Origin of the sequence: Qipengyuania zhejiangensis (assembly GCF_035607565.1) — a bacterium.
Classification (GTDB): domain Bacteria; phylum Pseudomonadota; class Alphaproteobacteria; order Sphingomonadales; family Sphingomonadaceae; genus Qipengyuania; species Qipengyuania zhejiangensis.
Genome location: NZ_JAYKGO010000001.1, coordinates 529,864 through 555,980, shown reverse-complemented (window position 1 = coordinate 555,980; position 26,117 = coordinate 529,864). Strand labels below are relative to the sequence as shown.

Annotated in this window: 26 protein-coding genes; 14 read left to right on the top strand and 12 right to left on the bottom strand. The window is 63.9% G+C overall.

Annotated features, from left to right (window positions below; all coding sequences use genetic code 11):
* The first annotated feature begins 48 nt into the window (after positions 1-48).
* From VR863_RS02665 to VR863_RS02655, 3 genes are all read left to right on the top strand, one after another.
* Entirely contained in the window at positions 49-717 is a 669-nt protein-coding gene (locus tag VR863_RS02665; RefSeq protein WP_324826882.1) for an HAD-IA family hydrolase, read from the top strand.
* Between the two features lie 133 nt (positions 718-850).
* The gene (locus VR863_RS02660) at positions 851-1,786 is read left to right on the top strand and encodes an SDR family NAD(P)-dependent oxidoreductase (RefSeq protein ID WP_324826881.1); all 936 of its coding nucleotides are present in this window, start codon (positions 851-853) and stop codon (positions 1,784-1,786) included.
* Between the two features lie 71 nt (positions 1,787-1,857).
* Positions 1,858-3,000: a hypothetical protein gene (locus VR863_RS02655; protein ID WP_324826880.1), complete on the top strand. Its 1,143-nt coding sequence runs from the start codon at positions 1,858-1,860 to the stop codon at positions 2,998-3,000.
* A 156-nt stretch (positions 3,001-3,156) separates the two neighbouring features.
* On the opposite strand, the gene VR863_RS02650 is transcribed toward VR863_RS02655, so the two are convergent.
* Genes VR863_RS02650 through VR863_RS02635 form a run of 4 tightly spaced genes read right to left on the bottom strand, consistent with a single transcriptional unit; the run spans position 3,157 to position 6,126 of the window.
* Positions 3,157-3,507, bottom strand: coding sequence for a DUF2794 domain-containing protein (locus VR863_RS02650; protein ID WP_324826879.1), 351 nt, complete (start codon positions 3,505-3,507; stop codon positions 3,157-3,159).
* Positions 3,507-4,196 carry a serine O-acetyltransferase EpsC gene (gene epsC / locus VR863_RS02645; protein WP_324826878.1) on the bottom strand — a complete coding sequence of 230 codons (690 nt, stop codon included), beginning with the start codon at positions 4,194-4,196 and terminating at the stop codon, positions 3,507-3,509. Before epsC ends, VR863_RS02650 begins: the two co-directional genes overlap by 1 nt.
* A gap of 27 nt (positions 4,197-4,223) precedes the next feature.
* The gene (locus tag VR863_RS02640) at positions 4,224-4,835 is read right to left on the bottom strand and encodes a P-loop NTPase family protein (RefSeq protein ID WP_324826877.1); all 612 of its coding nucleotides are present in this window, start codon (positions 4,833-4,835) and stop codon (positions 4,224-4,226) included.
* A 13-nt stretch (positions 4,836-4,848) separates the two neighbouring features.
* The gene (locus VR863_RS02635; protein WP_324826876.1) at positions 4,849-6,126 is read right to left on the bottom strand and encodes a heavy-metal-associated domain-containing protein; all 1,278 of its coding nucleotides are present in this window, start codon (positions 6,124-6,126) and stop codon (positions 4,849-4,851) included.
* 69 nt (positions 6,127-6,195) lie between these two features.
* Here VR863_RS02635 and purM point away from each other — a divergent pair, with 69 nt between their 5' ends.
* From purM to VR863_RS02615, 4 genes are read left to right on the top strand one after another with little or no spacing between them, the layout of a single operon-like run.
* Positions 6,196-7,305, top strand: a complete 1,110-nt coding sequence (gene purM, locus VR863_RS02630) for a phosphoribosylformylglycinamidine cyclo-ligase (RefSeq protein WP_324826875.1) — start codon at positions 6,196-6,198, stop codon at positions 7,303-7,305.
* Positions 7,298-8,275: a phosphoribosylglycinamide formyltransferase gene (gene purN / locus VR863_RS02625; protein WP_324826874.1), complete on the top strand. Its 978-nt coding sequence runs from the start codon at positions 7,298-7,300 to the stop codon at positions 8,273-8,275. The genes purM and purN overlap by 8 nt, the downstream gene beginning before the upstream one ends.
* A 10-nt stretch (positions 8,276-8,285) precedes the next feature.
* Positions 8,286-8,486 carry a hypothetical protein gene (locus VR863_RS02620; RefSeq protein WP_324826873.1) on the top strand — a complete coding sequence of 67 codons (201 nt, stop codon included), beginning with the start codon at positions 8,286-8,288 and terminating at the stop codon, positions 8,484-8,486.
* Positions 8,483-9,679 carry a sulfotransferase family protein gene (locus tag VR863_RS02615; protein WP_324826872.1) on the top strand — a complete coding sequence of 399 codons (1,197 nt, stop codon included), beginning with the start codon at positions 8,483-8,485 and terminating at the stop codon, positions 9,677-9,679. Before VR863_RS02620 ends, VR863_RS02615 begins: the two co-directional genes overlap by 4 nt.
* Here the strand turns inward: VR863_RS02615 and mddA are convergent.
* From mddA to VR863_RS02585, 6 genes are all read right to left on the bottom strand, one after another.
* Positions 9,676-10,413: a methanethiol S-methyltransferase gene (mddA, locus tag VR863_RS02610; RefSeq protein ID WP_324826871.1), complete on the bottom strand. Its 738-nt coding sequence runs from the start codon at positions 10,411-10,413 to the stop codon at positions 9,676-9,678. The two genes, VR863_RS02615 and mddA, sit on opposite strands and share 4 nt — an antisense overlap.
* A 150-nt stretch (positions 10,414-10,563) precedes the next feature.
* A complete protein-coding gene (gene ndk / locus VR863_RS02605) occupies positions 10,564-10,986 on the bottom strand; it encodes a nucleoside-diphosphate kinase (RefSeq protein ID WP_324826870.1) in 423 nt (140 codons plus the stop codon).
* 90 nt (positions 10,987-11,076) lie between these two features.
* Positions 11,077-11,595 carry a hypothetical protein gene (locus tag VR863_RS02600; RefSeq protein ID WP_324826869.1) on the bottom strand — a complete coding sequence of 173 codons (519 nt, stop codon included), beginning with the start codon at positions 11,593-11,595 and terminating at the stop codon, positions 11,077-11,079.
* A 34-nt stretch (positions 11,596-11,629) separates the two neighbouring features.
* A complete protein-coding gene (locus VR863_RS02595; RefSeq protein WP_324826868.1) occupies positions 11,630-12,070 on the bottom strand; it encodes a DNA polymerase III subunit chi in 441 nt (146 codons plus the stop codon).
* Positions 12,071-12,107: 37 nt separating this feature from the next.
* Positions 12,108-12,263 carry a DUF2256 domain-containing protein gene (locus VR863_RS02590; RefSeq protein WP_353545343.1) on the bottom strand — a complete coding sequence of 52 codons (156 nt, stop codon included), beginning with the start codon at positions 12,261-12,263 and terminating at the stop codon, positions 12,108-12,110.
* A gap of 19 nt (positions 12,264-12,282) precedes the next feature.
* Positions 12,283-13,743 carry a leucyl aminopeptidase gene (locus VR863_RS02585; protein WP_324826866.1) on the bottom strand — a complete coding sequence of 487 codons (1,461 nt, stop codon included), beginning with the start codon at positions 13,741-13,743 and terminating at the stop codon, positions 12,283-12,285.
* A 100-nt stretch (positions 13,744-13,843) separates the two neighbouring features.
* Between VR863_RS02585 and VR863_RS02580 the strand changes: the two genes are divergently transcribed.
* From VR863_RS02580 to rsmA, 4 genes are all read left to right on the top strand, one after another.
* The gene (locus VR863_RS02580) at positions 13,844-16,234 is read left to right on the top strand and encodes an LPS-assembly protein LptD (RefSeq protein ID WP_324826865.1); all 2,391 of its coding nucleotides are present in this window, start codon (positions 13,844-13,846) and stop codon (positions 16,232-16,234) included.
* A 130-nt stretch (positions 16,235-16,364) separates the two neighbouring features.
* A complete protein-coding gene (locus VR863_RS02575; RefSeq protein ID WP_324826864.1) occupies positions 16,365-17,723 on the top strand; it encodes a peptidylprolyl isomerase in 1,359 nt (452 codons plus the stop codon).
* A gap of 8 nt (positions 17,724-17,731) precedes the next feature.
* Positions 17,732-18,733, top strand: coding sequence for a 4-hydroxythreonine-4-phosphate dehydrogenase PdxA (gene pdxA / locus VR863_RS02570; protein WP_324826863.1), 1,002 nt, complete (start codon positions 17,732-17,734; stop codon positions 18,731-18,733).
* On the top strand, positions 18,726-19,550 hold the full coding sequence (rsmA, locus tag VR863_RS02565; protein ID WP_324826862.1) for a 16S rRNA (adenine(1518)-N(6)/adenine(1519)-N(6))-dimethyltransferase RsmA: 825 nt from the start codon (positions 18,726-18,728) through the stop codon (positions 19,548-19,550). The genes pdxA and rsmA overlap by 8 nt, the downstream gene beginning before the upstream one ends.
* A gap of 3 nt (positions 19,551-19,553) precedes the next feature.
* Here the strand turns inward: rsmA and VR863_RS02560 are convergent, their stop codons facing one another.
* Positions 19,554-20,330, bottom strand: coding sequence for a DUF2189 domain-containing protein (locus VR863_RS02560; RefSeq protein ID WP_324826861.1), 777 nt, complete (start codon positions 20,328-20,330; stop codon positions 19,554-19,556).
* 64 nt (positions 20,331-20,394) lie between these two features.
* Positions 20,395-22,488 (bottom strand): malate synthase G, encoded by a 2,094-nt coding sequence (locus VR863_RS02555; protein ID WP_324826860.1) that lies wholly within the window; start codon positions 22,486-22,488, stop codon positions 20,395-20,397.
* A 140-nt stretch (positions 22,489-22,628) separates the two neighbouring features.
* Between VR863_RS02555 and VR863_RS02550 the strand changes: the two genes are divergently transcribed.
* The 3 genes from VR863_RS02550 to VR863_RS02540 are packed head-to-tail and all read left to right on the top strand — an operon-like array spanning position 22,629 to position 26,100.
* Positions 22,629-23,837, top strand: a complete 1,209-nt coding sequence (locus VR863_RS02550; protein WP_324826859.1) for a hydrolase — start codon at positions 22,629-22,631, stop codon at positions 23,835-23,837.
* On the top strand, positions 23,834-24,850 hold the full coding sequence (locus VR863_RS02545) for an arginine N-succinyltransferase (RefSeq protein ID WP_324826858.1): 1,017 nt from the start codon (positions 23,834-23,836) through the stop codon (positions 24,848-24,850). The genes VR863_RS02550 and VR863_RS02545 overlap by 4 nt, the downstream gene beginning before the upstream one ends.
* Positions 24,847-26,100, top strand: coding sequence for an N-succinylarginine dihydrolase (locus VR863_RS02540; RefSeq protein ID WP_324826857.1), 1,254 nt, complete (start codon positions 24,847-24,849; stop codon positions 26,098-26,100). The genes VR863_RS02545 and VR863_RS02540 overlap by 4 nt, the downstream gene beginning before the upstream one ends.
* Positions 26,101-26,117 lie beyond the last annotated feature (17 nt).

The window sequence follows — 26,117 nt, the reverse complement described above, 5'->3', positions numbered from 1 at the left end:
CCACCAATCTCTTGCGGTTTGAAGAACCATCCGCCACCCATGCGGCGTATGACTGATTTTCGCTTCGACATTGTCGGCTTCGACCTGGACGGCACCCTCCTGGAAACGCATCGCGATCTTGGGGCGGCCGTGAACCACGCGCTCGAACTTGGCGGATTTTCCCCGGTTCCGGCCGACCACGCCAGCGACCTGATCGGCGGGGGCGCGAAGATCATGCTGAAAAAGGCCGTCGACGAACAGGGCGGCCTCCCGGACGAGCGTTTCCATCAGCTCTACAAAGCCATGCTCGCCTATTATTCGCAGCACAACGCCGTGCACACCCGGCCCTATCCCCACGCGGAAGACATGCTGGCGGACCTTGCGGCGCGGGGTGTTGCCATGGCCGTGGTAACCAACAAGTTCGAAAGCTTTGCCGGGCAGATCCTTCAGACGCTCGGCCTTTCGCGGCACTTCTTCACGATCATCGGCGGGGACACCATGGGCAAGGGACGCGCAAAGCCCGCGCCCGATCCCATCATCGAGGCCCGCGCGCGCGGCGGTGGCGGCAGCATCGCTTTTGTCGGCGACAGCTCGTATGACGTCATGGCGGCGCGGGCGGCGAATGTGCCCGTGATCGCGGCGGGCTATGGCTATTGCGACAAGCCGGCAGCCGAATTGGGCGCAGATTCGCACATCGATTCGCTCGACCAGCTGATTCCAGCGCTCGAGCGTTTGTAGGCTGCAATCGACCGATCGCCCTGCCCCTACGGCATGGCGGATCGCCGCGCCTACAGTTGCAAGCGGGGGCGGAAAGTGCCACTCCGCCCGCCGCAATTGACCTTTACGTAAACGAGATACGAGGAGCACGCCCATGAGCATCGACTTCAAGGACAAGGTAGCCATCGTGACCGGCGCCGGCGGCGGTCTGGGCCGCGAATACGCGCTCGAACTCGCCCGCCGCGGCGCCAAGGTGGTAGTTAACGACCTGGGCGGTTCGCGCGATGGCACCGGCCATTCCGACATGGCCCTGCAGGTCGTCGAGGAAATCGAGAAGATGGGCGGCGAAGCCGTTTCCAACGGCGGCAGCGTTACTGAATTCGACCAGATGGAAAAGATGGTCGCCGACGCCAAGCAGAAATGGGGCGGCGTCCACGTCCTCATCAACAACGCGGGCGTGCTGCGCGACAAGACGTTTGCCAAGATGAGCCCCGAAGACTTCGAATTCGTCGTCAAGGTTCACCTGACCGGCTCGGCCATGGTCACCAAGGCGTGCTGGGAAACCATGCGCGAACAGGCCTATGGCCGCATCCTTATGACCGCCAGCAGCACCGGCCTGTTCGGCAACTTCGGCCAGGCGAACTATGGCGCGGCCAAGCTGGGCCTTGCCGGTCTAACCAAGACGCTTCAGCTCGAAGGGGCAAAGTACAACATCAAGGTCAACACGCTCAGTCCGGTTGCCGGCACGCGCATGACCGAAGACCTGTTCCCCGAAGAAGCCTTCAAGCTGTTCGATCCGGTAAACGTTGTTCCGGCCGCGCTCTTCCTCGTCAGCGAAGATTCGCCGACCAACGCCATCGTCGGCGCCGGTGCGGGTGGATACCACTCGGCCTGGACCGTCATGAACGACGCGGTGTGGTTGAAGGAAGAAGATCGCACGGTTGAAGGCTTTGCCGCCAACTGGGACAAGATCAGCGAATTTTCCAACCTCAAGGCCCCGCAGTCGGGCAGCGAGCAGTCGGGTGCCATCCTGACCGCGATGCAGAAGGTGCTGGGCGCCGGCGCGGGACCCTCGTCCACACGCGGATGACAGTTACCGTATTGACTGACTAATACACTTAAGCCTATCCTCCCCTTTCTTCAATTGGGGAGGATAGGCTTTTGTATAGTCAGGAAGACCTGAATTCCGCCGTCGCAGCAGGTGCGTTGAGCGCCGAAGCGGCAGACGCACTTCGTGCGCATGTCGCCGCAGAACGCGATGCGGTCCCGGCCGATGCCGAACATTTTCGCCTGATCACCGGTTTCAACGACATTTTCGTGTCGATCGGCGTGGTCATCATGCTTCTGGCGGTGGGCGCAATCGGTCAGGCCGTTGCGGGCGCTATATACCCGGCACCGGTCTTCACCGGCACCGAGTGGGATGCCGAATGGTGGAACGAAACGCGTAGCCAACGCTCCCTCGCCCAGGGAATTTCCATGGGGCTTGCGGCCTTCTTCGTCGCCGGCACAGCCTGGTTGCTTGCCGAATTCTTCACCCTGAAGCGCCGCATGGCCCTGCCCAGCATCCTGTTGCTGCTGGCGTTCGTGGGCGGCGTGATGGTGACCCAGGCCGGCTTCATCATCGGGTGGGCCGAAGGGGCGCAGGATCGCAACGAAACCTTCGGCATCGTTCTGTTGGCCGGTGCGGCGCTGATCACCGCAGGTGCGGCGTGGCTGCACTGGAAACGGTTCATGGTGCCGATCACTATTGCGGCGGGTACCGCGGCAATCGCGGGAATGGCGGTGCTTTTGCTGGTGGCCGCAATCGGCCCCAACGCCCAGAACATCGAAACCATCGTCCTCACCCTCGTGTTTCTCGCTGGCCTGGTAGTCTTCGGCTTCGCGATGCGGTGGGATGTCAGCGACACAAGCCGGTCTACACGGCGAAGCGATGTCGCATTCTGGCTGCACCTTCTGGCAGCCCCGATGATCGCACACCCCGTCTTTGCGCTGATTGGCGTGACCGACGGCGACAACATCGGCGCGGGCGCGGCCTTGGCCGTGGTTGCGGTCTATGTCGCCTTCGGGCTGGTTGCGCTCGCGGTGGACCGGCGGGCCTTGCTGGTTTCGGCCTTGGCCTATGTGCTGATCGCGTTGACCTATCTGTTCCGCGAATTCGGTGCGGTCGAACTCAACTTCGCGCTCACCGCGCTGGTGATCGGGTCGGCGTTACTGACGCTCAGCGCGCTGTGGACGCCGATCCGCCGCGCGGTGGTCAACACCCTGCCAGGAGAGTTGCGGGGCCGCCTGCCCGCCACAGCCTGATCTGGGGCGGCCAAACGATAGCGGGTCCGTGCTTCGGCGCGGGCCCGCATTCGTTTGGTCGGTTATTACGTTGATTGGCGATGCGCAGTAGCGTGATGGCGGCCCTTCAACCGGCGCCGCTGCGCGCTCCGCCGGTCAGATCCACGAGGTTGAGCTTCAGTCGTCGACGGCTTTCATCAGCCGCCGCTCGACCGGGGCGATTACCCCGGCAAGTTCATGCCCACGTTTGAGCACCTGGCCATGTTCCCCGAACAGCGTCCACATGCCTTGTTTGTTGCGCAGTGCAGGCCGCTTCTCGATACGCGCCTGGGGCCGTTCGGCCGTGCGGCGAAATGCCGCAAAACTTGCCGCCTCCCGTGCAAAATCCATGGCGTAATCGCGCCATTGGCCCGCCGCCACCATGCGTCCGTAGAGATCGAGAATGCGGGTCAGTTCTTCACGGGAAAACCCGACCTGCAGGGGTTTGCGGCCAGGGAAGGCGACGATGGTGTCACCAAATGCGTTCATCAATCGTCGGTCCCGCTCCGCATCACCGGTTCACGTTCGGCGCGCAGGGCGGCAACTTCCGCACGCAGGGACTTGAGTTCCGCTTCGAGCTTTTCGAGGCAGTCCCGGCTCGGCTCGCACGGGTCGTCGCATGGCGTGCCATAAGGAATGAATTCCTTGAGCCATTGTTCGGCCGGCACCAGCGTGCTGCGCGCTTTCAACCCGATCATGGTGGCACCTTCGGGCACTTCGTCGGTGACAACGGCATTGGCACCGATACGCGCCCTGCGGCCTACGGTGATGGGGCCGATAACCTGCGCGCCTGAACCGATGATCACTTCGTCTTCAATCGTCGGATGGCGCTTGCCGCCCTGCCCGCTGGTCGGATTGGTCCCGCCCAGAGTGACGCATTGGTAGATCGTGACGTTGTCGCCGATTTCGGCGGTTTCGCCGATCACCGAGAAACCGTGGTCGATGAAGAAGTTCTTCCCGATCTTGGCGCCGGGGTGAATATCGATTGCGGTCAGCCAGCGGCTCCAGTGATTGACCAGCCGTGCCAGGAAATAGAGTTCCGCTTCGAACAGCCAATGCGCCAGCCGATGGTAACCCACCGCCCAGACACCAGGATACAGCAGGACCTCCCAACGGCTTCGGGGGGCCGGATCGCGCGCTTTGACGCTGTCGAGATAGGCGACAAGACGTTCCAACATCGCAAATATTCTCCCACCAACCGGGCGTTAAAGCAAGCGGCCCTGCTCGGGCCCCTGTACCGCGTCCAGCGCGTCTCTCCAGACAGATAAGGTCGCGGGCACCTTGCGTTCAAGGCTCAGCCGGTCGATTTCGCCCACCACCCGCTCGATCGCGGTATAGCTTCGCTCCATCCGCGGCACGAGATAGGCGGGCGCACCTTCGCCCAGCGCGAGGCGCCGCTGCGCCGCATGCGCCAGCATCAGGTCGGCCGCCATCGCATCGTCCGGGGCAGCAATTTCAAGCTGCATCGCGGCGCCCATCCGGCTTTTCAGATCGGGAAGGGAGATATCCCAGCGTTCGCCATCCACCACCAGCAACAGCGGCGTGCCGCTTTCCTGCGCGCGGTTCCAGCAATGGAAGATGGAAGTTTCGTCGGCCCGGTTCGCGCCATCGATCGTTTCGCCCGAACCTTGCGCTTCGAACCAGCGCGCCAGCAAGGATTTCCCCGAACGCGGCGGCCCCATCAAAATTGCCGTGCGAAAGGGCCAGGAATCCGGCGACGCCAGGGCTTCGGCTACCGACCGGTTGCCGTGTCCCACGACGATGGTGCGTGCGGTGTCCGAATCGGACAGCGAGAGCGGAAGCGCGAGTTGCGACACGGCCAACCGCGCCTCAGCGGCTGATGGCGAGCGCGTTGCTGCCCTGCCGGACGGTAAAGCCGCGGGCCCGCAACGCGTCGGCCAGTTCCCCGATGGAACCCCCGTAGCTGACCGTCATCACCGACGTGCCGCCGATGGCCGTGCTGCGAACGCCCGTGCTGCGAACGCCTGTCGTACCCCTCACGGCGGCAACCGCGCTGTCGAAGGCGGCCGCGTCGGGGGTTGCCACCTGCACTGTGTAAAGCGCCACCGAACCTTCGGGCGGAGGTGTGCGGATCGGAGCAGCGGTAATCGCGTCGCCGCTTTCCGATGTAGCTTCGGGCGGAGGGGCCTCGCGCGCCGCACGGTCCTGCGCCAACAGCGCGCGGCCCAGTTCGACCAGACGCTGAATCGCCGGATCGAGTTCGAGCGCGCCGAGATTGAGCGTCGGATCAGGCCGCAGCTTGCCGTCGGCCAGCGCCTTGGCGAAGATGCCGTCGAAGCGCCTGACGGCCTGCGTCAGCATCTGGGGCAGCTTGTCGGGCGATTCGGCGCTCATGGTGAAACTGTCGAGATAGGTGTTGTCCGGGCCGAACCGTGCGGTGAACGTCCCTTCCACCGGCCCGCCGGGATAGGTGTAGCGAAGCCTTGCGATCGGGATGAGCACGTCCGCCGCGCCGAACTGATCGAGGACATTGCGCCACCATACGCGGCTGCGACGCCCCACCTGCCCATATGTGACCAGGAGCGAATCGCCGCCCGACCCGACCGGGCGCACATAATCGATGGTGCTCGATCCGGCCTGATATTCCGCCCAGGCGCGCTGCCAGGGATTGCGCTGTTCGAAAACGAGTTCGGTACCGGCCGATACGGTCACCGGGATCAGCATCATCGGTGCCGACCGCGAGGCCAGCCCTGCCGAGCCGAGATAGCCTGATGCGCGCTGGCGATCGAAGATGACGCCAAGGGTGGCGATATAGCGATTCGAGCTCAGCTGTTCGCGTTCGATCACGATTGCGGAAACAAGGCCCGCGATCTGCGAATCGGACACCTGTGGACCATCGATCTTGGCCCAGGCCTTCTTCGCCGCTTCCTGCCATGCCTGTTCGCGTGCTTCCGCGCCGGTCTTGGCGGTCACGTCGACTTCGATCCCCGCAACCTCGATATCGGTGGACGCAGCGATCGGCGCGATGCCCCGTTCCCCGCCGACTTGCGCCCAAACCACAGCGCCCAGCGCGCACAGCAACGCCAGACCTGCGAAAAGCAGGCCGGGGCGGCGAAGGGCGCTGGGAAGAGTGATTGCCTGGTGCATGGGGAAAACCGCGGGCCTTTTGCCCAAAGGATTCTGGAAATCCAAGCGCGAATGCGTAAGGCGGGTTGGATGAGCGATCAAAACCGCAGCAATCCGTCGTCCTACACCTACGAACAGGCGGGCGTATCCATCGAAGCGGGCAACGCCCTGGTCAAGGCGATCGGCCCCTTGGTGAAGGCCACCATGCGTCCCGGTACCGACAGCGAGATCGGGGGCTTCGGCGGCTTTTTCGATCCGAAAGCGGCTGGGTACAAGGACCCGTTGCTGGTGGCGGGCAACGATGGCGTCGGCACCAAACTGAAGTTGGCGATCGACACCGACCGGCACGACACCGTCGGCATCGATCTGGTGGCAATGTGCGTGAACGATCTGATCGTGCAAGGCGCCGAACCGTTGTTTTTCCTCGATTACTTTGCCACCGGCAAGCTTGAGAACGGCGTTGCCGAACGCGTGATCGCGGGCATCGCGCATGGCTGCAAGACCGCCGGCTGCGCCCTGATCGGCGGCGAGACCGCGGAAATGCCGGGCATGTACGCGAGCGGGGATTACGATCTTGCCGGTTTTTGTGTCGGGGCGGTGGAACGCGGCGAACAGATCACCGGTGAACGCGTGGCACCTGGCCATATCCTTCTCGGCCTGACCAGCTCGGGCGTGCATTCGAACGGATATTCGCTGGTTCGAAGGTTGGCTGCGGATAAAAACTGGAAACTCGACCGACCTGCCCTGTTCGACCGGGACCGCCTGTTGATCGACGCGCTGATCGAACCGACGCGAATCTATGTGAAAAGCTTGCTTCCGGTCGTCCGTGACGGGCTGATCGACGCCTTGGCGCACATCACCGGCGGCGGGTTGCTGGAAAATATCCCCCGCGTGCTGCCCGAGGGCGCCCATGCCGAGGTGGATGCAGGTTGCTGGGAACAGCCTGCGCTGATGGCGTTCCTGCAGGCGCAGGGAAATATCGAGCCCGCGGAAATGGCGCGCACGTTCAACTGCGGTGTCGGCATGGTGCTCGCGGTCGATCCTGCCAACGCGGAAGTTGTCCGCACCCGGCTCGAGGAAGCGGGCGAAACGGTGTTGCCCGTCGGGCGTATCGTCGATGGACCCAAGGGCTGCACGGTCCGCGGGGCGGCGGGCACGTGGTCTTCCCGCGAGGATTGGTCGGCGACCCATAATGCCTGACACGGCGCCTGAAAGGGCCAAGGTCGCAGTTTTCGTGTCCGGCAAGGGCACGAACATGGCCGCCCTTCTTTACGCCAGTCAGCACCCTTCGTGCCCCTATGAAATCGTGTTGGTGGCAGCAAACGATCCGGACGCAGAAGCGCTGGTCCTGGCTGCGGCAGAAGGCGTCGCCACCTTCGCGCTGGCACACAAGGGCACGGCGCGGGCCGATCACGATGCGGCAATGGAAGCTGCGGCGCGCAAGGCTGGCGCCCAATATATCGCCCTGGCCGGCTACATGCGGATCCTGACCCCCGAATTCGTGACACGCTGGGCAGGCCGGATGGTGAATATCCATCCCTCGTTGCTGCCCAAGTATCCGGGGCTCGATACCCATGCCCGCGCACTTGCCGCGCATGACAGCCATGCCGGTGCCACCGTGCATCTGGTAACCGAGGATCTGGACGCCGGAGAGGCGCTGGGACAGATCAGAGTGGCCATCTGGCCCGGAGATTCACCCGAAAAGCTCGCCAACCGCGTACGGGTTGCCGAACACCAGCTCTATCCGCGCGTGCTGGCCGATTATGTATCGCGCGAAAGCGATCCGGCCTGGTTGCTGGACCGGGTGCGTCAGCGTGCCCTCGCCCTTCCCGAAACGCACGAGCGCGAAAGCCATGGCTCGCCCGGTTTTCGGGTGGGGAGCGAGAAATCGGGCAAGTTCTTCGCTTATTTTTCCGATCAGCATCACGGAACGCCGCATGTTTCGCTGCTGGTCAAATGCGGCACGATGGACGAACTGGAAAACCTCGTCGAAGCGCAGCCGCATGCCTACCACAAGCCCGCCTATTACGGGGCCGCCGGCTGGATCGGGGTGATCCTCAATCGGCCCGGCGTGGATTGGGACGATGTTGCCGCCTGGCTCGAACGCAGCTGGCGATCTGTCGCACCAAAACGGTTAACCGGGCTTCTCGACGCGGCAGATGCGTTCTAGGGAAGAAGTAATGGGTCGCTCTATTCTCTTCTATGCCATCGCCGCCGCAGGGCTGCTGATCGTCGCCGTCAACGCCGACGACATCGAAGGCCGCAACAGCGAAGCGAGCATGGCCGAAACGCTGATCGTCATTGGCGGTGCGCTGGCGGTTGCGCTGGTCGTGCGGCTGCTGCTGGCGCGGTTCGCCCCGCAAGGCGGGGGCCGGGAGTGACCGCTCCGCCCCGGTCGCATCCCTTCGCACGCTCGAGGGCTGCTGAACTGGCGGGCCGGACGGTGGAATCGATGTGGGCCCGCGGGTGGACGGAAAAGCCGCCGCTGGAACCCGATTTTCTGTGGCAGATCGGGGCACGCGGTTTCACCGAAGCGGACGAGCGATCGATCCGGTCCGATACCGACATTGCCGATTTCCGCGAACGGCTGGCACACCTTTGCGCATCTCTGCGCGACGAGGCGTCCCTGAATTCGCTCGGCCACACCATGGCGTATGGTCAGTTGACCTCCGCCATCCGCAAACGCCATGCGCTTGGCCGGATATGGCTGGCCAATCCGGAAATGGCCGACACACCGATTGCGCCCCCGATCATCGTCGTGGGCCAGATGCGGGCCGGGACGACCCGTGTTCACCGGCTGCTTGCGTCCGATCCCCGTCACGCGGGAACGCTGTTCTGCAACAGCCATGATCCGGTGCCCCGACGCCCCGACTGGCGGCCGCTGAAAAGCGTTGTCGGCCTTGCCATCGCGCGGCGGATCAATCCCTGGCTGGATACGCTGCACCCGTTCGGGGCGACGCGGGTGGATGAAGAAATCGGCTGGCTTGCCGGCGCGCTCGATGCCTGCGCCTACGAGGCGCAGTGGCGCATTCCGTCCTATGTGGCGTTGAACGAGGCGCGCGACGCGGGTGCCGTGTATCGCGAATTTTCCCGTATCTTGCGCACCGACGCCGCAGCGATGGGCGATGCGGAGCGGCCCCGGGTGCTGAAATGCCCCCAGTTCGCAGAAGACCTGCCAGCCTTGCTGGACCAGTTTCCCGATGCACGCGTCGTCGTCACCCGCCGTGACCATGCGGAGGTTCTGGACAGTACGCTTTCGATGGTTGCCAGCCAGATGGCCTTCCAGTCGAACGAGGCGGACATCGGCCCTCTGGAAATCGAATGGCGCCGCAAGCTGGCCTTGCGCGAAGCGCGTATGGATGCGGCGCTCGACGCGTTCGACGGCCCGCTGGCGCGCGTCGATTTCACCCGTCTCGGGGCCGATTGGCACGCCGAGATCGCAAGCATCTACGAGGCGATCGGCCTTACGCTGACAAGTGAAGCTATCGCGGCGATGGAACGCGAAATGGGCCGCGCCGCCAGCGATCCGCACCACGCACATCGCGGGCAGATCGCCAGCTTTGCAGAAGCCTAGGCTTTCCTGCCCAAGCCGGGAATGAACGCGCCGACCTTCTGGCGGTAAGCGGCGTAATCCTCACCGAAAATGCCCAGCAGGTCGCGTTCTTCATGCGCGATGCCGATGCTGATGTAGATCGTCATCCCGACTGCAAACAACAGATGGCCGTAGGTCATCGTGGGCGTCGCCCAGAACGCGATGAAGAAGCCGGTATAGATCGGATGGCGGACCAGCTTGTAGAACAGCGGGGTCCGCATGACTGGCGGCTTTTCCTGCTCGCCGCGGAAGTTCAGCCACGCCTGCTGAAGTCCGAACAGCTCGAAATGGTTGATCAGCCAGGTCGAGATGAAAACCATGCCGAAACCGGCCCAGAAAAGACCGCGCAGGATCGTTTGCCCCGTTTCGCTTTCGACCGCCCAGAATGTGCCTTCGATCGGATGCCAGAATACAAACATCACGACGAGCGCAACGACGGACGCAAGGCAATAGAGGCTTCGTTCGAGCGCGGCGGGGATGATCTGCGTCCAGCCGGCCTTGAAGCCGGGCCGCGCCATGACGGAATGCTGGATGCCGAACAGGGCGATCAACGCAAGATCGACGATGGCCGCAGTCGCGACCGGCGCGGAAAGGCCCTTGTCGATATGCGTCGGCATGAAATCGAACCCGCCGACAAACCCGACAAGGTACAGAAACGCACCGAAAAATGCGAAGTAGATGACGATTGAAAGCGCCAAGACCAGTGATCGTGTCATACGTCCTCCCCCCAAAGGAGACGCGACCCGGTTCCTTGCAATGACGGGAACACTACTCCCTTTTTCGGCAGGATGCCAATTTTCGGCCCGGACGCAAAAGCGGGCGCGCCCACGATGGAGCACGCCCGCTTCAGAAATCCTGGCGGATGATTAGCCGACGATCTCGTCATCGTTGAAGAAGAACGCGATTTCGATCGCTGCGTTCTCTTCGCTGTCCGAACCATGGACCGAATTGGCTTCGATGCTTTCGGCATAGGTCTTGCGGATCGTGCCTTCTTCGGCATCGGCCGGGTTGGTTGCGCCCATGACGTCGCGGTTGCGCTTCACGGCGTCTTCACCTTCGAGAACCTGGACCACGACCGGGCCGGAAATCATGAAGTCGACCAGTTCACCGAAGAAGGGGCGTTCCTTGTGGACCGCGTAGAAGCCTTCGGCCTGTTCGCGGGTCATGTGGATGCGCTTGGAGGCAACGACGCTGAGGCCGGCTTCTTCCAGCATCTTGGTAACCGCACCGGTCAGGTTGCGGCGGGTGGCATCGGGCTTGATGATCGAAAAGGTGCGGGTAACCGCCATGGGATGTTCCTTGCGAAATATTTTGGGAGAGAGTTCTCGCGCGCGCCCCTAGCGCCGCGTGCGCGCGCGGGCAAGCGTATGTGTCGCCCGCTAGGGTAGCCCGACCCCGACCGAAAGCTGCCCCTGGGTCAGATCCGTCTTGCGCGTAGCGGTGAAGGAAAAGCTGCTGCCGTCGCGTGCCTTGCCCGCAACCATCATCATCGCCCCGCTGCTCATTTCGATATCGACGGCATACCCCGCAGCCTGCGCCTGCTCGCGGTAGAAGCTTACGACGTCCTCCGGTGAATCGTCGGTTTCCATGTCGACCAGGACCAGGCTGCCATCGGCCCGTTCGACCCGCGTGTTGTGCGTTACCCGCGCACCGGGGAACAGGGTGAAACCAGCGGGCAGCCGCAACGGAACCTTGTCGCCTGCCACCATGGTCGTGATTTTGCCGTCATCGTCTTCGAAGCGCGCCCGCGTCTCGCCCGTCGAAGGGTCGATATCGTAGCTGCCGCGCGCCGTTTGCGCGTGCTCGCTTTCCGGGACTGCAGCGGGATCTTCCGCACCCGTGCCGCATGCCCCCAAAATCAGGGCCAACGGGGCGGCGGTGGCAAACGGGCGGTTCATAACCCTTTGACGGGTGAAGCGCCTGCGGGTTCCATCAACGCCCTTCGCGCCAACCGCCGTTTTCGCTTTGCTTGAATATCCGGTTGTCGATCGCTTCGTCGGCATCGAAGCGGCGCCAGAGGTCCACCGCACCAGCGCGGCCTGCCGGATCGAACAGCAGCATCACGCGGTCGAAACCGCGCGCCTCGTCCCGCCAGACGCCATCGGCGATGATCGCCATGCGCGCATCGTTGGGCGCATCGCACACAGGCGACACGAGGATGGGTTGCCGCGCATCGTGTGGCCCACCGGCTGCACCGTTGGCAAGAAAGGCTGCACCGCCCTGCGACCAGAGCGCCTTCGACAGCAAGGCGCGCTGCGCATCGTCACCGCTGACGACCACCAGCCGTTCACCAGCCTGCATGACCTTGCGCGCCAGCCTGGCGACCGTCTCGTCGACGGGGTCGCGGCTGAGCTGGTAGAAGTCGATCCTCATGTCCGGCCTTGCGGCTCCCATTGCGGGGGCATCGCGGTCATGCCCCCTTGCCTGATTTGTTGCGCCTGCACCGCTCGGAACAATAGCGCACTTCGTCCCAGTCCTTCGCCCATTTCTTGCGCCAGGCGAAGTCCAGACCGCACGATGCGCAAACCTTGGTGGGCAGGTCCCCCTTGCGGCGCATCCTGGGCAATTCAGGGGGACCCGACCGTTCAGGCTTCCAGGGTGTCGGCGACGAACCGGTCGATCAGGCGCACGCCGTAACCGGTTGCGCCCTTGCCCCAGGTCTGACCCGGCTTGTCCGACCACACCATCCCGGCGATGTCGCAATGCGCCCAGGGCGTGCCATTGGCGATGAACCGCTTGAGGAATTGCGCCGCCGTGATCGAACCCGCGCCCTTGCCGCCAATGTTCTTCATGTCGGCAATCGGCGAATCGATCAGCTTGTCGTAAGCCGGGCTGATCGGCAGACGCCACAGCTTGTCCCCGCTGGCAATCCCGGCATCGAGCAGGTCCTTGGAAAGCGTGTCGTCGTTGGAGAACAGGCCGCCATGCTCGTTCCCGAGCGAAACGATGATCGCCCCGGTCAGCGTGGCGAAATCGATCACCCTCGCGGGCTGGAATTCTTCCTGTGTCCAGTGCAGCGCATCGGCCAGCACCAGCCGCCCTTCGGCATCGGTGTTGAGCACTTCGATCGTCTGTCCCGACATCGAGGTGACCACATCGCCCGGGCGCTGCGCCTTGCCGTCCGGCATATTCTCGACCAGCCCCATGACGCCGACGATGTTGGCTTTCGCGTTGCGACCGACCAGCGCGAGCATGGCCCCGGCCACCGCGCCGGCACCGCCCATGTCCCATTTCATGTCTTCCATGCCGGGTCCCGGCTTGATGCTGATCCCGCCGGTGTCGAACGTTACACCCTTGCCGACAAACGCCGTGGGGGCATCGCCGGCGTTGCCGCCGTTCCAGCGGATGGCCAGCAGGCGCGATTCGCGCTCCGAACCCAGTCCGACGCCCAGCAGCGAACCCATGCCGAGCTTTTCCATCTCGGCATCGTCCAGCACGATGATTTCAGCGCCGGTCCCTTCGAAACGTTCACGGCAACGCGCCACGAAGCTTTCAGGGTAGATGATGTTTGCCGGTTCGGTGACCAGTTCACGGGTGAATTCCACGCCTTCGGCGACATGGCTCGCCTGTTCCCACGCAGCTACGCACCCATCGGGGCCGCCAATCACGGTTACCTTGTCGAGCGTGACCTTCTGGTCGTCCTTCATCCGCGTACGATAGATATCGTAACGCCAGTTGCGCAGGCGCAGGCCCATGATGACGCTGGCCGCTTCATCGGCGGACAGGCCGCTTCCGGCGAGGTCGAGCACCAGTTCGGTTTCGCCCGAACACTGGTATTTCGCGGCGATCGCAGCGCCTGCCTTTTCGAGATTGGCCGAGCGCGCTTCATCGTTGCGGTCGCCCGCCCCCGCCAGAGCAAGGCGCAGGACGGCGCCGTCGCGTTCGACAAACGCTTCGAACATCTGGCCGGCGGTTCCCTTGAAGCGCGCGGCACTCGCGCCTTCGACGACGGATTTTTCAAGTCCCTCTGGCAGCTTGCCCTTGCCGACGACTTGGGCAAGAAGGCGCGCCGATTGCGGACGGGACTGGCTGAACTGGATGTGCATGGGATCTCCCGAAGTGTCTGCTGTGGGTAGCGAGCCGAATGTTGGCACGCCCCGTAGGATGGCGATTGCGATTAGGCGTGGCGGGTGCGATAGGCAAGGCATGGTCCCGCCCGCCGAGACAGCTTTCGAGGCCAGCCGGCTGGCGGCACGCTCCCTTGCGTTTGCAGGCGCGCTGGCCCTTGCCGCGCCGCTGGCCGCGCAGGACGCAGCCGACGATGTCGGGACCGTTGCCGACCCGCAAGGCGAACCCGGCGATACGGGCACTGGCGCTCCTGACGCATCGATCAATACCGAGGCGAGCGCCGACGAGCAGGTCGGCGCCCCTGTCCTCACGGCGCAAGACACCGTCGGCCCCCCTGCCCCCGACGCCGCCGGGCCCGATGCCCCCCGCGAAATTGCCTTCGAATCCGACATTCTCAGTTACGATTCGGATGCCGATGTGGTGACCGCCACCGGAAATGTCGTGCTTCGCAGCGAAGACCGCTCGTTGCGCGCCGATTCGGTCAGCTGGAACCGCAAGAGCGGCGTCATTCTCGCCGAAGGACGGGTTCGCTTCGTCGACGAAAATGGCAACCAGCTGTTTTCCGAGCGAATCGAGCTGACGGACGAATTCGAAGCGGGCGCCATGGAAAACCTGCTCCTTGCCTTGAGGCAGGGTGGCCGACTGGCCGCGAACACCGGCATGCGCGAGGCAGACGGGACGATTACCCTGACGCAGGCTGCCTACAGCGGATGCGCCGTGATCGACCCCGAAGGCTGCCCCAAGGAACCCAGCTGGCGGATCACCGCCGAGCGCGTCAGTTACGATCCAGCCAGTTCACGGGTCCGGTTCCGAGGCGCCTATCTGGAATTGTTCGGAATGCGATTGCTGCCGCTTCCGGGGCTCGCCGTGCGAACCGATGGCGGCGCGGTTTCCGGCTTTCTGGTCCCCGACCTGCGCTTTTCGGAAAGCAACGGCGTGGAGGTCAGCGGCAGCTATTACGTGCGCCTGGGCGACAACAAGGACCTCACGCTCACGGGACACGTCTACACTGATGCCCCGCCGATGGTCGCGGGGCAGTGGCGTCACCTGACCGAAAAGGGCGCGTACCAGATCACCGGCTACGCCACGAATAGCCGGCGGATATCGAACTTCACGGGGCTCGAAACAGCCAGCGAAAGCGATTTTCGCGGCTATGTCTTTGCCAACGGCACCTTCCAGTTTTCACCCGAATGGAGCCTGACCACCTCGATCCGCCGCGCCACCGACCGCACGTTCCTGCGTCGGTACGATATCAGCCGCGATGACCGCTTGCGGTCCACAATCAACCTCGAACGGATCGACGACAGCAGCTATTTCTCGCTGGCCGGCTGGGCGACGCAGACGCTCAGGCTGAATCAGCCGCAGGGCGAGGTTCCGGTTGCCCTGCCCGTGATGGATTACCGTCGACGGTTGGCTGATCCGGTGCTGGGCGGCATGATCGAGGTGCAGGCCAACACGCTCGCGATCACGCGCGATATCGGCCAGGATACCCAGCGCGCCTTTGCCCGCGCGCAATGGGATCTGAGCCGTGTCACGGCAATGGGCCAGGTCGTTACCTTGACGGGCATGGTGCGCGGCGATGTCTACCATTCGGACGAGAACGCGCTGACATCCACCGTATCGTACCGCGGCAACCCCGGCTGGCAGACCCGCGGCGTCGCGCTGGCCGCGCTGGATGCCAAGTGGCCGCTCGTGGGCACATTGTTCGGCGGCGAACAGGTGCTGACACCGCGCGTCCAGTTCGTGGCCACCCCCCCCATTCGCAATCTGACCATTCCGAACGAAGATGCCCGCGCGATCGACCTGGAAGATTCCAATCTCTTCGCGCTCAACCGTTTTCCCGGTTACGACCGGATCGAGGACGGCGCGCGCGTCACCTATGGTTTCGACTGGCAGCTTCGTGTGCCGGACTGGAACCTGAAAACCAGTTTCGGGCAATCCTATCGCCTCGATACCGACCGGGATATTCTGCCCGACGGCACTGGCCTGTCCGAACAGTTCTCCGATTTCGTCGGACGCACCGAGGTGCGCTACCGCGACTTCGTCAAGCTCACGCACCGGTTCCGACTGGACAAGGATAATTTCGCCGTTCGGCGTAACGAAATCGATGCGACCGTGGGATCGAGCAAGACCTACGCGGAAATCGGTTATCTGCGCCTCAACAGGGACATCACGCAGGTCGAGGATTTGCAGGACCGCGAGGAATTGCGCGGCGCGGTACGGGTTTCCTTTGCGAACTACTGGTCCCTTTTCGGGTCCGGCGTGTTCAACCTCACCGACCGCGAAGAAGACCCGACCCTGCAGGCTGACGGGTTCGAAGCGATACGAACGCGCCTTGGCGTGGCCTATTCCGACGATTGCCTTGAAATGGGCCTGACATGGAAGCGCGATTACGTGACTTCGGGCGATGCCGAGCGCGGCGACACCATCCAGCTCTTTTTCAGTTTGCGAAATCTGGGCTTTCGGTAGACCGCGCGTGTTGGCACGTCCCGACAAACGCGCTATCCGCCGCGGCGCAATCAGCTAAGGTTAAGCCGCGGGGCGGCAATGGCCGGGATTAATCCGGGCACGCAGGCCGTGCCGCAACTGGGTAGCACACGTGAGCGCACACTCGATTTCCAAGTTTCTTTCCGTCGCCGCAGTCGCCAGCCTGGCGCTGTCGCCGATTGGCGTGGCTGCCCAGGAGGCCGAAGTTCCGGCCGCACAGGCGCAGAACCCGCTGGGCCTGCCATCCGATTTCAGCATGCTGGGCAATTCCAACCCGAATGTCCGCAAGGCGACCGCGGTTGTGAACGGGTATGTCATCACCGGAACCGATGTGGACCAGCGCACAGCACTCCTCGTGGCCGCGAACCAACAGGAAATGAGCGCCGAAGAGATCGAGCGGGTGAAGACGCAGGTCCTGCGCAACCTGATCGACGAAACCTTGCAGATCCAGGCCGCCGAAGCACAGGAAATCTCGATCGAGCAGGCTGAAATCGACCAGACCTACGCCCGGATCGCCGCGCAGAACTTCGAACAGCGCCCCCAGGCGATGGACGAATATCTTTCCAATCTCGGCTCGTCGGCCAATTCGCTCAAGCGCCAGATTCATGGCGAACTGGCATGGCAGCGCCTCCTGCGCCGCAACATCGCGCCGTTCGTGAACGTCTCCTCGGACGAGGTGAACGAACTGATCGAACGGCTCGAAGCCAGCCGTGGCACGGACGAATACCGGCTGGGCGAAATCTTCCTTTCGGCCACGCCGGAAACCGCCGCGCAGGTCGAAAGCAATGGCCAGCAGATCGTCGAACAGCTTCGCCAGGGCGGCAGCTTCGTTGCGTATGCCCGCCAGTTTTCCGAAGCATCGACAGCAGCGGTCGGCGGCGATCTCGGCTGGATCCAGCTTGCTCAGCTGAAGAATGCCGCGCTCGAATCGGTCGCCCGCGAAATGAGCCCCGGCCAGCTGGTCGGCCCGATCCAGATACCCGGTGGTTACTGGATCGGCCTGTTGATCGACAAGCGCCAGGTGCTGATGGCGGACCCCCGCGATGCGGTCCTTTCGCTCAAGCAGATCCAGATCGCGTTCGACCAGTCGACCCCGCAGAACCAGCGCAACGCGAAACTCGAAGCGTTTCTGCAGGGCATCCAGCAATTGCGCGGTTGCGGCGATGCCGAATCCGGTGCCGCAGCGCTTGGCGCAACGGTGGTGACCAACGATCAGATCGCCGCGCGCGCCCTGCCCGAACAGCTCCAGCCAATCATTCTCAACCTGCAACTTGGCCAGACCACCCCGCCCTTCGGTTCGTTCGAAGAAGGTGTGCGCGTTCTGATGCTGTGCGGCCGTGATGATCCGAAAGCTGCTGGCGGCCCGGATTTCGACACGTTGATGGGCCAGCTCGAAGAAGAGCGTATCCAGCGCCGTGCACAGCGTTACCTGCGTGATCTGCGCAACGATGCCTATATCGAGTACAATTGACGGCTGACATGGCCCCCCTCGCCGTATCCATCGGCGATCCGGCCGGAATCGGACCTGAAATCATCGCCGAATGCTGGGCGCGCAGGGCAGGCAATTCCCTCGCGCCCTTCTTCGTGGTCGGCGGTGCAGGCGTCCTCGCGGCCGCGGCCCACGCGCGCGGACTTTCGCTGCGGGTAGAACGGATCACCGCCCCCGAGCACGCGGCCAATGTCTTTGCCCGCGCCCTGCCGGTGTTGGGTATGGACGATTGCAACGCGGTGCCCGGCCAACCGGACGCCGATGGGGCAAGACTGGCTCTGCGCTCGCTCGAACATGCGACCGGGCTGGTCCGCGAAGGAAGGGCGTCTGCCCTGGTCACCGCGCCCATCGCCAAGGCGCAGCTGGCCAAGGCGGGCTTCACCTATCCCGGACAAACCGAATTTCTCGCCGCGGCGTGCGGTGTGGACGAAAGCGATGCGGTCATGATGCTGGCTGGCCCTTCGCTGCGCGCCGTGCCGCTGACGGTCCATTGCGCCTTGGCCGAGGTGCCGTCGCGCCTGTCGCGCCAGCTTATCGAGCGCCGCGCCAGAATCCTGGCCAGGGCGCTGGAGCGTGATTTCGGTATCGACAACCCGCGCATCGCGGTCTGCGGCCTGAACCCCCATGCCGGAGAAGGCGGCAAGTTCGGCGACGAGGAAGTGCGGATCATCGCCCCGGCCATCGCGGCCTTGCAGGAAGCCGGCGTCGACGTGACCGGTCCCCATCCGGCCGACGCCATGTTCACCCCGCGGGCCCGTGCACGGTACGATGCGGCCTTGGCGATGTACCACGATCAGGCGCTCGTGCCGTTGAAAGCGCTGGATTTCGATGAAGGGGTAAACGTGACGCTTGGCCTGCCCATAGTACGCACAAGCCCCGACCACGGGACCGCCTTCGACATCGCAGGTACTGGTATCGCCAACCCCGGCGCGATGATGGCCGCCATCCTGATGGCTGGCGACATGGCCACGAGGCGCGCGGCGCATGGCTGAACTTCCGCCGCTTCGCGAAGTGATCGCCCGGCATGGGCTCAGCGCGAGCAAGGCGTTGGGGCAGAATTTCCTGTTCGACGAACAGTTGCTCGGCCGTATTGCCGCGATCCCCGGCGATCTCGACGGTAAGGCCGTGCTCGAAATCGGACCGGGACCGGGCGGTTTGACGCGCGCGCTGCTGCGCGCAGGTGCGCGCGTGACGGCAATCGAAATGGACCGGCGGTGCCTGCCTGCGCTTGCCGAACTGGCCGATGCCTTTCCCGCACAGCTCACCGTTATCGAAGGCGATGCGCTGAAGCTGGACCATGCCGAAGTGATGGGCGGCGAACCCTTCGCCGTCCTTTCGAACCTGCCCTACAACGTCGGCACCGCCTTGTTCGTGCGCTGGCTGGGCGGGGAGGAATGGCCCCCGCTGTGGACTTCGCTCACCCTGATGTTCCAGCAGGAAGTGGCGCAGCGCATCGTGGCCGAACCCGGTGGGTCGGCGTACGGGCGGCTGGCGGTTCTGGCCCAGTGGCGTGCGCAGGCAAAGCTGGCGATGAAAGTCCATCGCAGCGCCTTCACGCCCCCGCCCAAGGTGATGAGCGCGATCGTCCATGTGACGCCCGGCACAATGCCCGAAGGCGTAACCGCGCGGATGGTCGAACGGCTGAGCGAAGCGGCCTTTGGCCAGCGCCGCAAGATGCTGCGCCAGAGCCTGAAAGGCGTACCGGGCGCGGTTGAAGCGCTCGATGAACTGGGAATAGACCCGCAGCGTCGGGCCGAAACGCTGGCGATTACCGATTTCGTGGCCCTCGCACGGATTCTGTGCCGTTAGACGCTACGCCGGGTCGACGATCCTGCGATAAAGATGCCACGTCGCATGGCCGAGCACGGGCAGCGCGACCAGCAGGCCAAGGAACATTGGCACCATTGCCAAAGCCAGCACGACAGCGATTACCCCCGCCCATAACAGCAACACGCCCCGGTTGGATCGGAACGCTGCCAGGCTGACGATGATTGCCGTCAGAAAATCGACTTCGCGGTCGACCAGCATCGGCAGGCTGACCACCGTGATCGCGTAGAAGGCCAGCGCCATCAACCCGCCGGCGACGCTGCCCACCCCAAGCATCGCCATGCCCGATGGCGTGGCAAGAAAGGCGAGCGATTCCGATCCAGCCCCCGATTCCACCACGAAAACGGCGAAAATTCCGTGGGCCACCATCAGCCAGAAACCGAAGGCGACAAACACGATCCCGCCCATCATCACGACCTGCTGATCCCCGCGCCCGCCCAGCGCGCCGAGCACGCCCGACCAGGACAGCGCCAGCCCGGCTTCACGCCGACGGCTCACTTCGTACAGGCCGACCGCCGTAAACGGCGCGATCAGGGGGAATCCCGCGGCGGCCGGTATCAGCCAAACCGCTTCACCCCAGCGGAACAGGGCCAGCATGAGGAACAGGCCCGCCGCGACATAGATCGATGCAAAGAACAGACCATAGACCGGATGGGCGAGGAAATCCGACCAACCGGCGGACAAGGCCCGCCGCAAGTCTGCCGCCGACAAGTCCCTGGCGACGGTTGCCGGAGCAAGCGGTGCCTGCGCGGCCGCGTTCATGGCCCTCTCCTTACTGTTCCTCGCCTGTAAAGTGATACAAAGCGGGCTTCACATCAAGCGTGGCTTACCCGCCCTTCTTGCGTCGCCGCCATGCGTGCAGAAGCGGCTCGGTATATCCGCTGGGTTGTTCCATACCCTTGAAGATCAGGTCCTTCGCCGCACTGAAGGCGGGTCCGCCCTCGTTTGTGACAAGCGGTTCGTAAGACGGATCGGCTGCGTTCTGTTCGTCCACCTTGGCGGCCATGCGGCGCAGGCTGTCCAGAACCTGATCTTCGCTGACGATCCCGTGAAGCAGCCAATTGGCGATATGCTGGCTGGAGATGCGGAGCGTGGCGCGGTCTTCCATCAGTCCGACATCGTTGATGTCCGGCACCTTGGAACACCCGACACCGCTATCGATCCAGCGGACGACATAGCCCAGCAAGCCCTGGCAATTGTTGTCGAGTTCCGTGCGGATATGCTCTGCCGACCAGTTGATCCCATCGGCCAGGGGAATGGTCAGCAGATCGCCGAGCGGCGGCACATCGCCCAACCCCTGCTGGATCGCGAACACATCCTCGCGGTGATAATGGATCGCGTGAAGCGTCGCGGCGGTCGGGCTTGGCACCCAGGCGGTGTTGGCACCTGCGCGCAGGTGACCGATTTTCTCGATCATCATCTGGCCCATCAGATCGGGTGCCGCCCACATGCCCTTGCCGATCTGGGCACGGCCCGACAGACCGTGGCGCAGGCCGATGCCGACATTTCGCGCTTCATAGGCCTTGAGCCAGGCGGAATTCTTCATCTCGCCCTTGCGCTGCATCGGTCCGGCACGCATCGACGTGTGAATTTCGTCGCCGGTCCGGTCGAGGAAGCCGGTGTTGATGAAGACGATCCGGTCCTTCACGGCGTGGATACAGGCGGCAAGGTTGGCGCTGGTGCGACGTTCCTCGTCCATCACCCCCACCTTGATCGTGTTGCGCGCCAGGCCGAGCAGGTCTTCCACAGCATCGAACAAATCGTTGGTGAAGGCGCATTCTTCCGGCCCGTGCATCTTGGGCTTCACGATGTAGATGCTGCCGCAGCGCGAATTGCCGAACTTGCCGAGGCCCGACACATCGTGGGCACCGATGGCGGACGTCACCACGGCATCCATGATCCCCTCGGGAATTTCCACCCCGTCCCAGCGCATCGCCGGGTTGGTCATCAGATGGCCGACATTGCGCACGAACATCAGGCTGCGACCCGGCAGCGTATGGGCGCTGCCGTCGGGCGCGGTGTAGTGGACATCGCCGTTCAGCGTGCGGGTCTGGGTTCGCCCGCCTTTCTCGAAACTTTCGGACAGATCGCCCCTGATCACCCCCAACCAGTTCGAATAGGCGAGCAGCTTGTCCTCGGCGTCCACCGCGGCGACCGAATCCTCGCAATCGGCGATCGTGGTCAACGCGGCTTCCAAGGCGATGTCGGCAATGCCAAGCCGGTCGGTCCGGCCCACCTGGCTTTCGGGATCGACCACGACTTCGATATGCAGGCCGTTGTTGTGAAACAACATGCCGCGCCCGGTTCGGCCACTGAATTGGTCCGGAACGGCGAGCTGAAGGAATTCCAGGTCGGACAGATCCGCCCAGCTCCCATCCTTCAGCGGTACAGCTTCGTCCAGAAACGCACGGCCCGCGGCGATGACCGCAGCGCCGCGTTCCTCGTCATACCCACCCGGCTTCGCGGGTGCCGCGTCGAGCGCGTCGGTCCCGTAAAACGCATCGTAAAGGCTGCCCCAGCGCGCGTTCGCCGCGTTGAGAAGGAAGCGTGCGTTGAGGATCGGCACAACCAGCTGGGGACCCGCCATGATTGCGATCTCGGCATCGACATTCTCTGTTTCGATGGTGAATTCGCCCGGTTCGGGCACGAGATAGCCGATTTCGCTGAGGAAGGCGTGATAGGCCGATGCGTCATGCGGCTGGCCCGCGCGCTCCATGTGCCAGGCGTCGATTTTCGCCTGGAGATCGTCGCGCTTAGCCAGAAGGGCGGCGTTGCGCGGCGCGAAGCGGCCGAGCAGTTCGGCGAAACCGGTCCAGAAATCCGCAGTGTCGCGGCCCAGCGGGGCCACCACCTTGGTTTCGATGAAACTGGCAAGGGCGGGATCGACTTCGATTCCGGCGCGCGTCACGTATTCGGTCATGGAGTTCCTCTGCGGGTGTGCGAATGGCAATGTCGGTCCGGGGAGGAGGGCTTTCCCATACCAAGCATCCACCGCTTTGCAACCTCGCGTCCTGCCGCAGGGCTGGACTTGAGGGCCGTGGGAGGTAGAGACCGTTGCTGATGAAACCGGATAAGACACCCGCAGCCCTGCTCGACATGGTGGATGCCGATACGATGCTGCGCGATGTGCAGGATTGGGCGGCAATAAACACCGGCACCGCGAATATCGACGGACTGGACCGCATGGCCGGGGTGCTGGCAGACGCGTTTTCGGTCCTGCCGGGCGATGTCGAACTGGTCGAACCGGCTCCGGTGACCGCCATTGCAGCCGACGGCCGCGAATTCGAAAAGCCCCACGGCCGCCACATGGTGCTTCGCGTACGCCCGCAGGCCGAACGTCGTTTCGTGCTTACCGGTCACATGGACACCGTGTTTCCGGTCGATCATTCCTTCCAGCAGGTGTCATGGCTTGATGATGACACGATCAACGGACCCGGCACCGCGGACATGAAGGGCGGACTGTGCGTGATCCTGAACGCTCTCAAGCTCTTCGAGACGTGTGACGACGCGGGCCGTGTCGGCTACGATGTCATGATCAATTCGGACGAGGAAACCGGCAGCCTTGCTAGCCGCGACCTGATCGAACGGCTGGCGCGCGGCAAATACGCGGCGCTCACCTATGAACCGTCCGCCCTGCCCGACGGCACCTTGGCCCATGCGCGCGGCGGAACCGGCAATTATTCGATTACCTTCACCGGCCGATCGGCCCACGCGGGGCGCAACCCCCACGAAGGCCGGAACGCGATCGTGGCCGCATCCGACCTGGTGCTCCGCATCAAGGCGCTGGAAGCGGAAGACATCACCGTGAACCCCGCCAAGATTGAAGGCGGCGCGGCAAACAATGTCGTGCCCGACCACGCAGTCCTGCGGTTCAACATCCGGCCGAAATCGACCGACGCGATGAACCGTTTCGATGGCCAGCTCGACGCGGTGCTGCGCGCTATCGAAGCCGAACACGAAGTCGGCATCCATCGTCATGGCGGCGTCACCCGCCCTCCCAAGCCGGTCGACGAGCGCGCCCAGCGCCTGTTCGACCTGGTTCGCGATTGCGGTGCCGAACTCGGCCAGACCATCGGCTGGAAATCGACCGGCGGCGTGTGCGACGGCAACAACATTGCCGCCTGCGGCGTGCCCGTGGTCGACACCATGGGCGTGCGCGGCGGCGCGATCCATTCACCGGACGAATTCATGATCGTTCCTTCCCTGCGCGAACGGGCGGCCCTGTCCGCGCTCGTGCTGGCGAAGCTATCCACCGGAGACCATCTGTGACCTTCCGCTTGCGCGCCGCGAAAGCCGGCGATCTCGAACATCTTTACGAAATGGCCAAGCTGACCGGTGGCGGGTTCACCAATTTGCCGCCCGACCGCAACGCGCTGACCAGGAAGCTTGAGCGCGCCGAAACCGCGTTTTCACGCGACGATCAGCAGCTAGGCGACGACCAGTTCGTGCTGGTTCTGGAAAACACCGAGAGCGGCCAGGTCCGGGGCACCTGCCAATTGTTCACGCAGGTCGGCCAGCAATGGCCTTTCTATTCCTATCGTCTCAACACGCTGACGCAGCATAGCCAGGAACTCGACCGCACCGTGCGCGCCGAACTGCTCAGCCTCGTCACCGATCTTGAAGGCGCATCGGAAGTGGGCGGGCTGTTCTTGCACCCCGGCGAACGGGCGGGCGGGCTTGGCCTGCTGCTGGCACGCAGCCGGTATCTGTTCATTGCCATGCACCGGGCACGGTTTGCCGACCGCATTCTGGCCGAATTGCGCGGCGTGATCGACGATCGCGGCGGTTCGCCCTTCTGGGACGGGGTTGCCGGGCGCTTCTTCGGCATGACGTTCCAGGAAGCCGATTACTTCAACGCCATCAACGGCAACCAGTTCATTGCGGACCTCATGCCCAAGCACCCGGTGTACGTCGCCATGCTCAACGGTGAAGCGCGCAAGGTCATTGGCGTTCCTCATCCCACGGGGCGTGCCGCGATGCAGATGCTGGAGAAGGAAGGGTTCCGCTTCGAAGGCTATCTGGACATCTTCGACGGCGGGCCGACCATGACCGCACGGACCGACAACGTCGTGTCCATCCGCGACAGCGTTGCCGCAACGCTCAGCGCCACCGATCTGGAAGGCGGCGATCGCGCCCTGGTCGCCACCGGCAGGCTCGGCGATTTTCGCTGCGCCTATGGCCAGCGTGCCCTGGCAGACGATGGCACGATTGCAATCGATGCCACCTGCGCCGCGGCCCTTGGCGTGACAGAAGGCGACGAAGTGTGGAGCGTGGCCCGGTGAACAAGCTGGTCGAGATCAATTTCGACGGTATCGTCGGCCCGTCGCACAATTACGCAGGCCTCAGCCTCGGCAATATTGCAAGTGCCAGCCACAAGGGCGATCCTTCGTATCCACGTGCCGCGGCCTTGCAGGGGATCGCCAAGATGCGCGGCAACATGGGCCGCGGGCTCGAACAGGGGTTTCTGCTGCCCTTGCCGCGTCCGAATTTCCGCCTGTTGAACGACCTTGCGCTGGGCGATGATGCGGAACCGGCGCTGCGCGCTGCGGCGTGGTCCGCCTCGAGCATGTGGACGGCCAATGCCGCCACCGTCAGCCCCGCGCCCGACACTGCCGACGGGCGTTGCCATCTGACCCCGGCCAACCTGGTGACCATGCTCCACCGGGCGCAGGAATGGCAGGATACTCAGGCGCAGCTCAGGATCGCTTTCGGTGACCCGCGGCACTTTACCATCCACGATGCCGTTCCCGCCAGCTTTGGCGATGAAGGGGCGGCCAACCACATGCGCTTTTGCGAAGGGCATGGCGCAGCCGGGGTGGAAGTGTTCGTCTATGGCAAGCAAGGCGGGCGATTCCCGGCGCGCCAGCACGAACAGGCAAGCCGCGCGGTGGCCCGCCTCCACGGGCTGGACCCCGCCCGTTGCGTGTTCGTCGAACAAAACCCCGAAGCGATTGCCGCAGGCGCGTTCCACAACGATGTCGTCGCGGTTGCCAACGAACGGGTGCTCTTCACCCATGCCCGCGCTTTTGCCGATCAGGCAGGTGCGTATGAGGCTATCCGCGCCGCCTTCCCGGCGCTGGAAGTGGTCGAAGTGGCGGAAGAGGACGTCAGCCTGGCCGAAGCGATCCGCACCTATCTGTTCAACGCCCAGCTCCTGACCTTGCCCGATGGCACCATGGCCCTCGTCGTTCCCGGGGAGTGCCAGGAAAGCGCCAGCGTCTGGGCGTGGTGCGAAAAGATGCTTGCGGGCAACGGACCCATTCGCAAGGTCATCCCCGTCGACGTGCGCCAGTCCATGGCGAACGGCGGCGGACCGGCCTGCCTGCGCCTTCGCGTCGTGGCCGACCCCGCAACGGTCGACGCGCGCTTCATGCTCGACGAAGCCAAGGCCGAACGGATCGAATCGGTCATCGCGCAGATGTGGCCGGAACAGATCGATCCGCGCGATATCGGCACCGATGCACTGGCGAAGACCGTTCTCGAGGCCCGCGAAGCCTTGCTTGGCGTCCTATCCTTGGACGAACTTGCCTAAGCTGGTTAACGCGCTGG

Bases quoted from the DNA above. Each gene is read 5' to 3' on its own strand.
- VR863_RS02665 (WP_324826882.1), top strand. From the start codon at position 49: ATGACTGATTTTCGCTTCGACATTGTCGGCTTCGACCTGGACGGCACC.
- VR863_RS02660 (WP_324826881.1), top strand. From the start codon at position 851: ATGAGCATCGACTTCAAGGACAAGGTAGCCATCGTGACCGGCGCCGGC.
- VR863_RS02650 (WP_324826879.1), bottom strand. From the start codon at position 3,507: ATGAACGCATTTGGTGACACCATCGTCGCCTTCCCTGGCCGCAAACCC.
- epsC (WP_324826878.1), bottom strand. From the start codon at position 4,196: ATGTTGGAACGTCTTGTCGCCTATCTCGACAGCGTCAAAGCGCGCGAT.
- VR863_RS02635 (WP_324826876.1), bottom strand. From the start codon at position 6,126: ATGCACCAGGCAATCACTCTTCCCAGCGCCCTTCGCCGCCCCGGCCTG.
- purM (WP_324826875.1), top strand. From the start codon at position 6,196: ATGAGCGATCAAAACCGCAGCAATCCGTCGTCCTACACCTACGAACAG.
- purN (WP_324826874.1), top strand. From the start codon at position 7,298: ATGCCTGACACGGCGCCTGAAAGGGCCAAGGTCGCAGTTTTCGTGTCC.
- VR863_RS02620 (WP_324826873.1), top strand. From the start codon at position 8,286: ATGGGTCGCTCTATTCTCTTCTATGCCATCGCCGCCGCAGGGCTGCTG.
- mddA (WP_324826871.1), bottom strand. From the start codon at position 10,413: ATGACACGATCACTGGTCTTGGCGCTTTCAATCGTCATCTACTTCGCA.
- ndk (WP_324826870.1), bottom strand. From the start codon at position 10,986: ATGGCGGTTACCCGCACCTTTTCGATCATCAAGCCCGATGCCACCCGC.
- VR863_RS02600 (WP_324826869.1), bottom strand. From the start codon at position 11,595: ATGAACCGCCCGTTTGCCACCGCCGCCCCGTTGGCCCTGATTTTGGGG.
- VR863_RS02595 (WP_324826868.1), bottom strand. From the start codon at position 12,070: ATGAGGATCGACTTCTACCAGCTCAGCCGCGACCCCGTCGACGAGACG.
- VR863_RS02585 (WP_324826866.1), bottom strand. From the start codon at position 13,743: ATGCACATCCAGTTCAGCCAGTCCCGTCCGCAATCGGCGCGCCTTCTT.
- VR863_RS02580 (WP_324826865.1), top strand. From the start codon at position 13,844: ATGGTCCCGCCCGCCGAGACAGCTTTCGAGGCCAGCCGGCTGGCGGCA.
- pdxA (WP_324826863.1), top strand. From the start codon at position 17,732: ATGGCCCCCCTCGCCGTATCCATCGGCGATCCGGCCGGAATCGGACCT.
- rsmA (WP_324826862.1), top strand. From the start codon at position 18,726: ATGGCTGAACTTCCGCCGCTTCGCGAAGTGATCGCCCGGCATGGGCTC.
- VR863_RS02560 (WP_324826861.1), bottom strand. From the start codon at position 20,330: ATGAACGCGGCCGCGCAGGCACCGCTTGCTCCGGCAACCGTCGCCAGG.
- VR863_RS02555 (WP_324826860.1), bottom strand. From the start codon at position 22,488: ATGACCGAATACGTGACGCGCGCCGGAATCGAAGTCGATCCCGCCCTT.
- VR863_RS02550 (WP_324826859.1), top strand. From the start codon at position 22,629: ATGAAACCGGATAAGACACCCGCAGCCCTGCTCGACATGGTGGATGCC.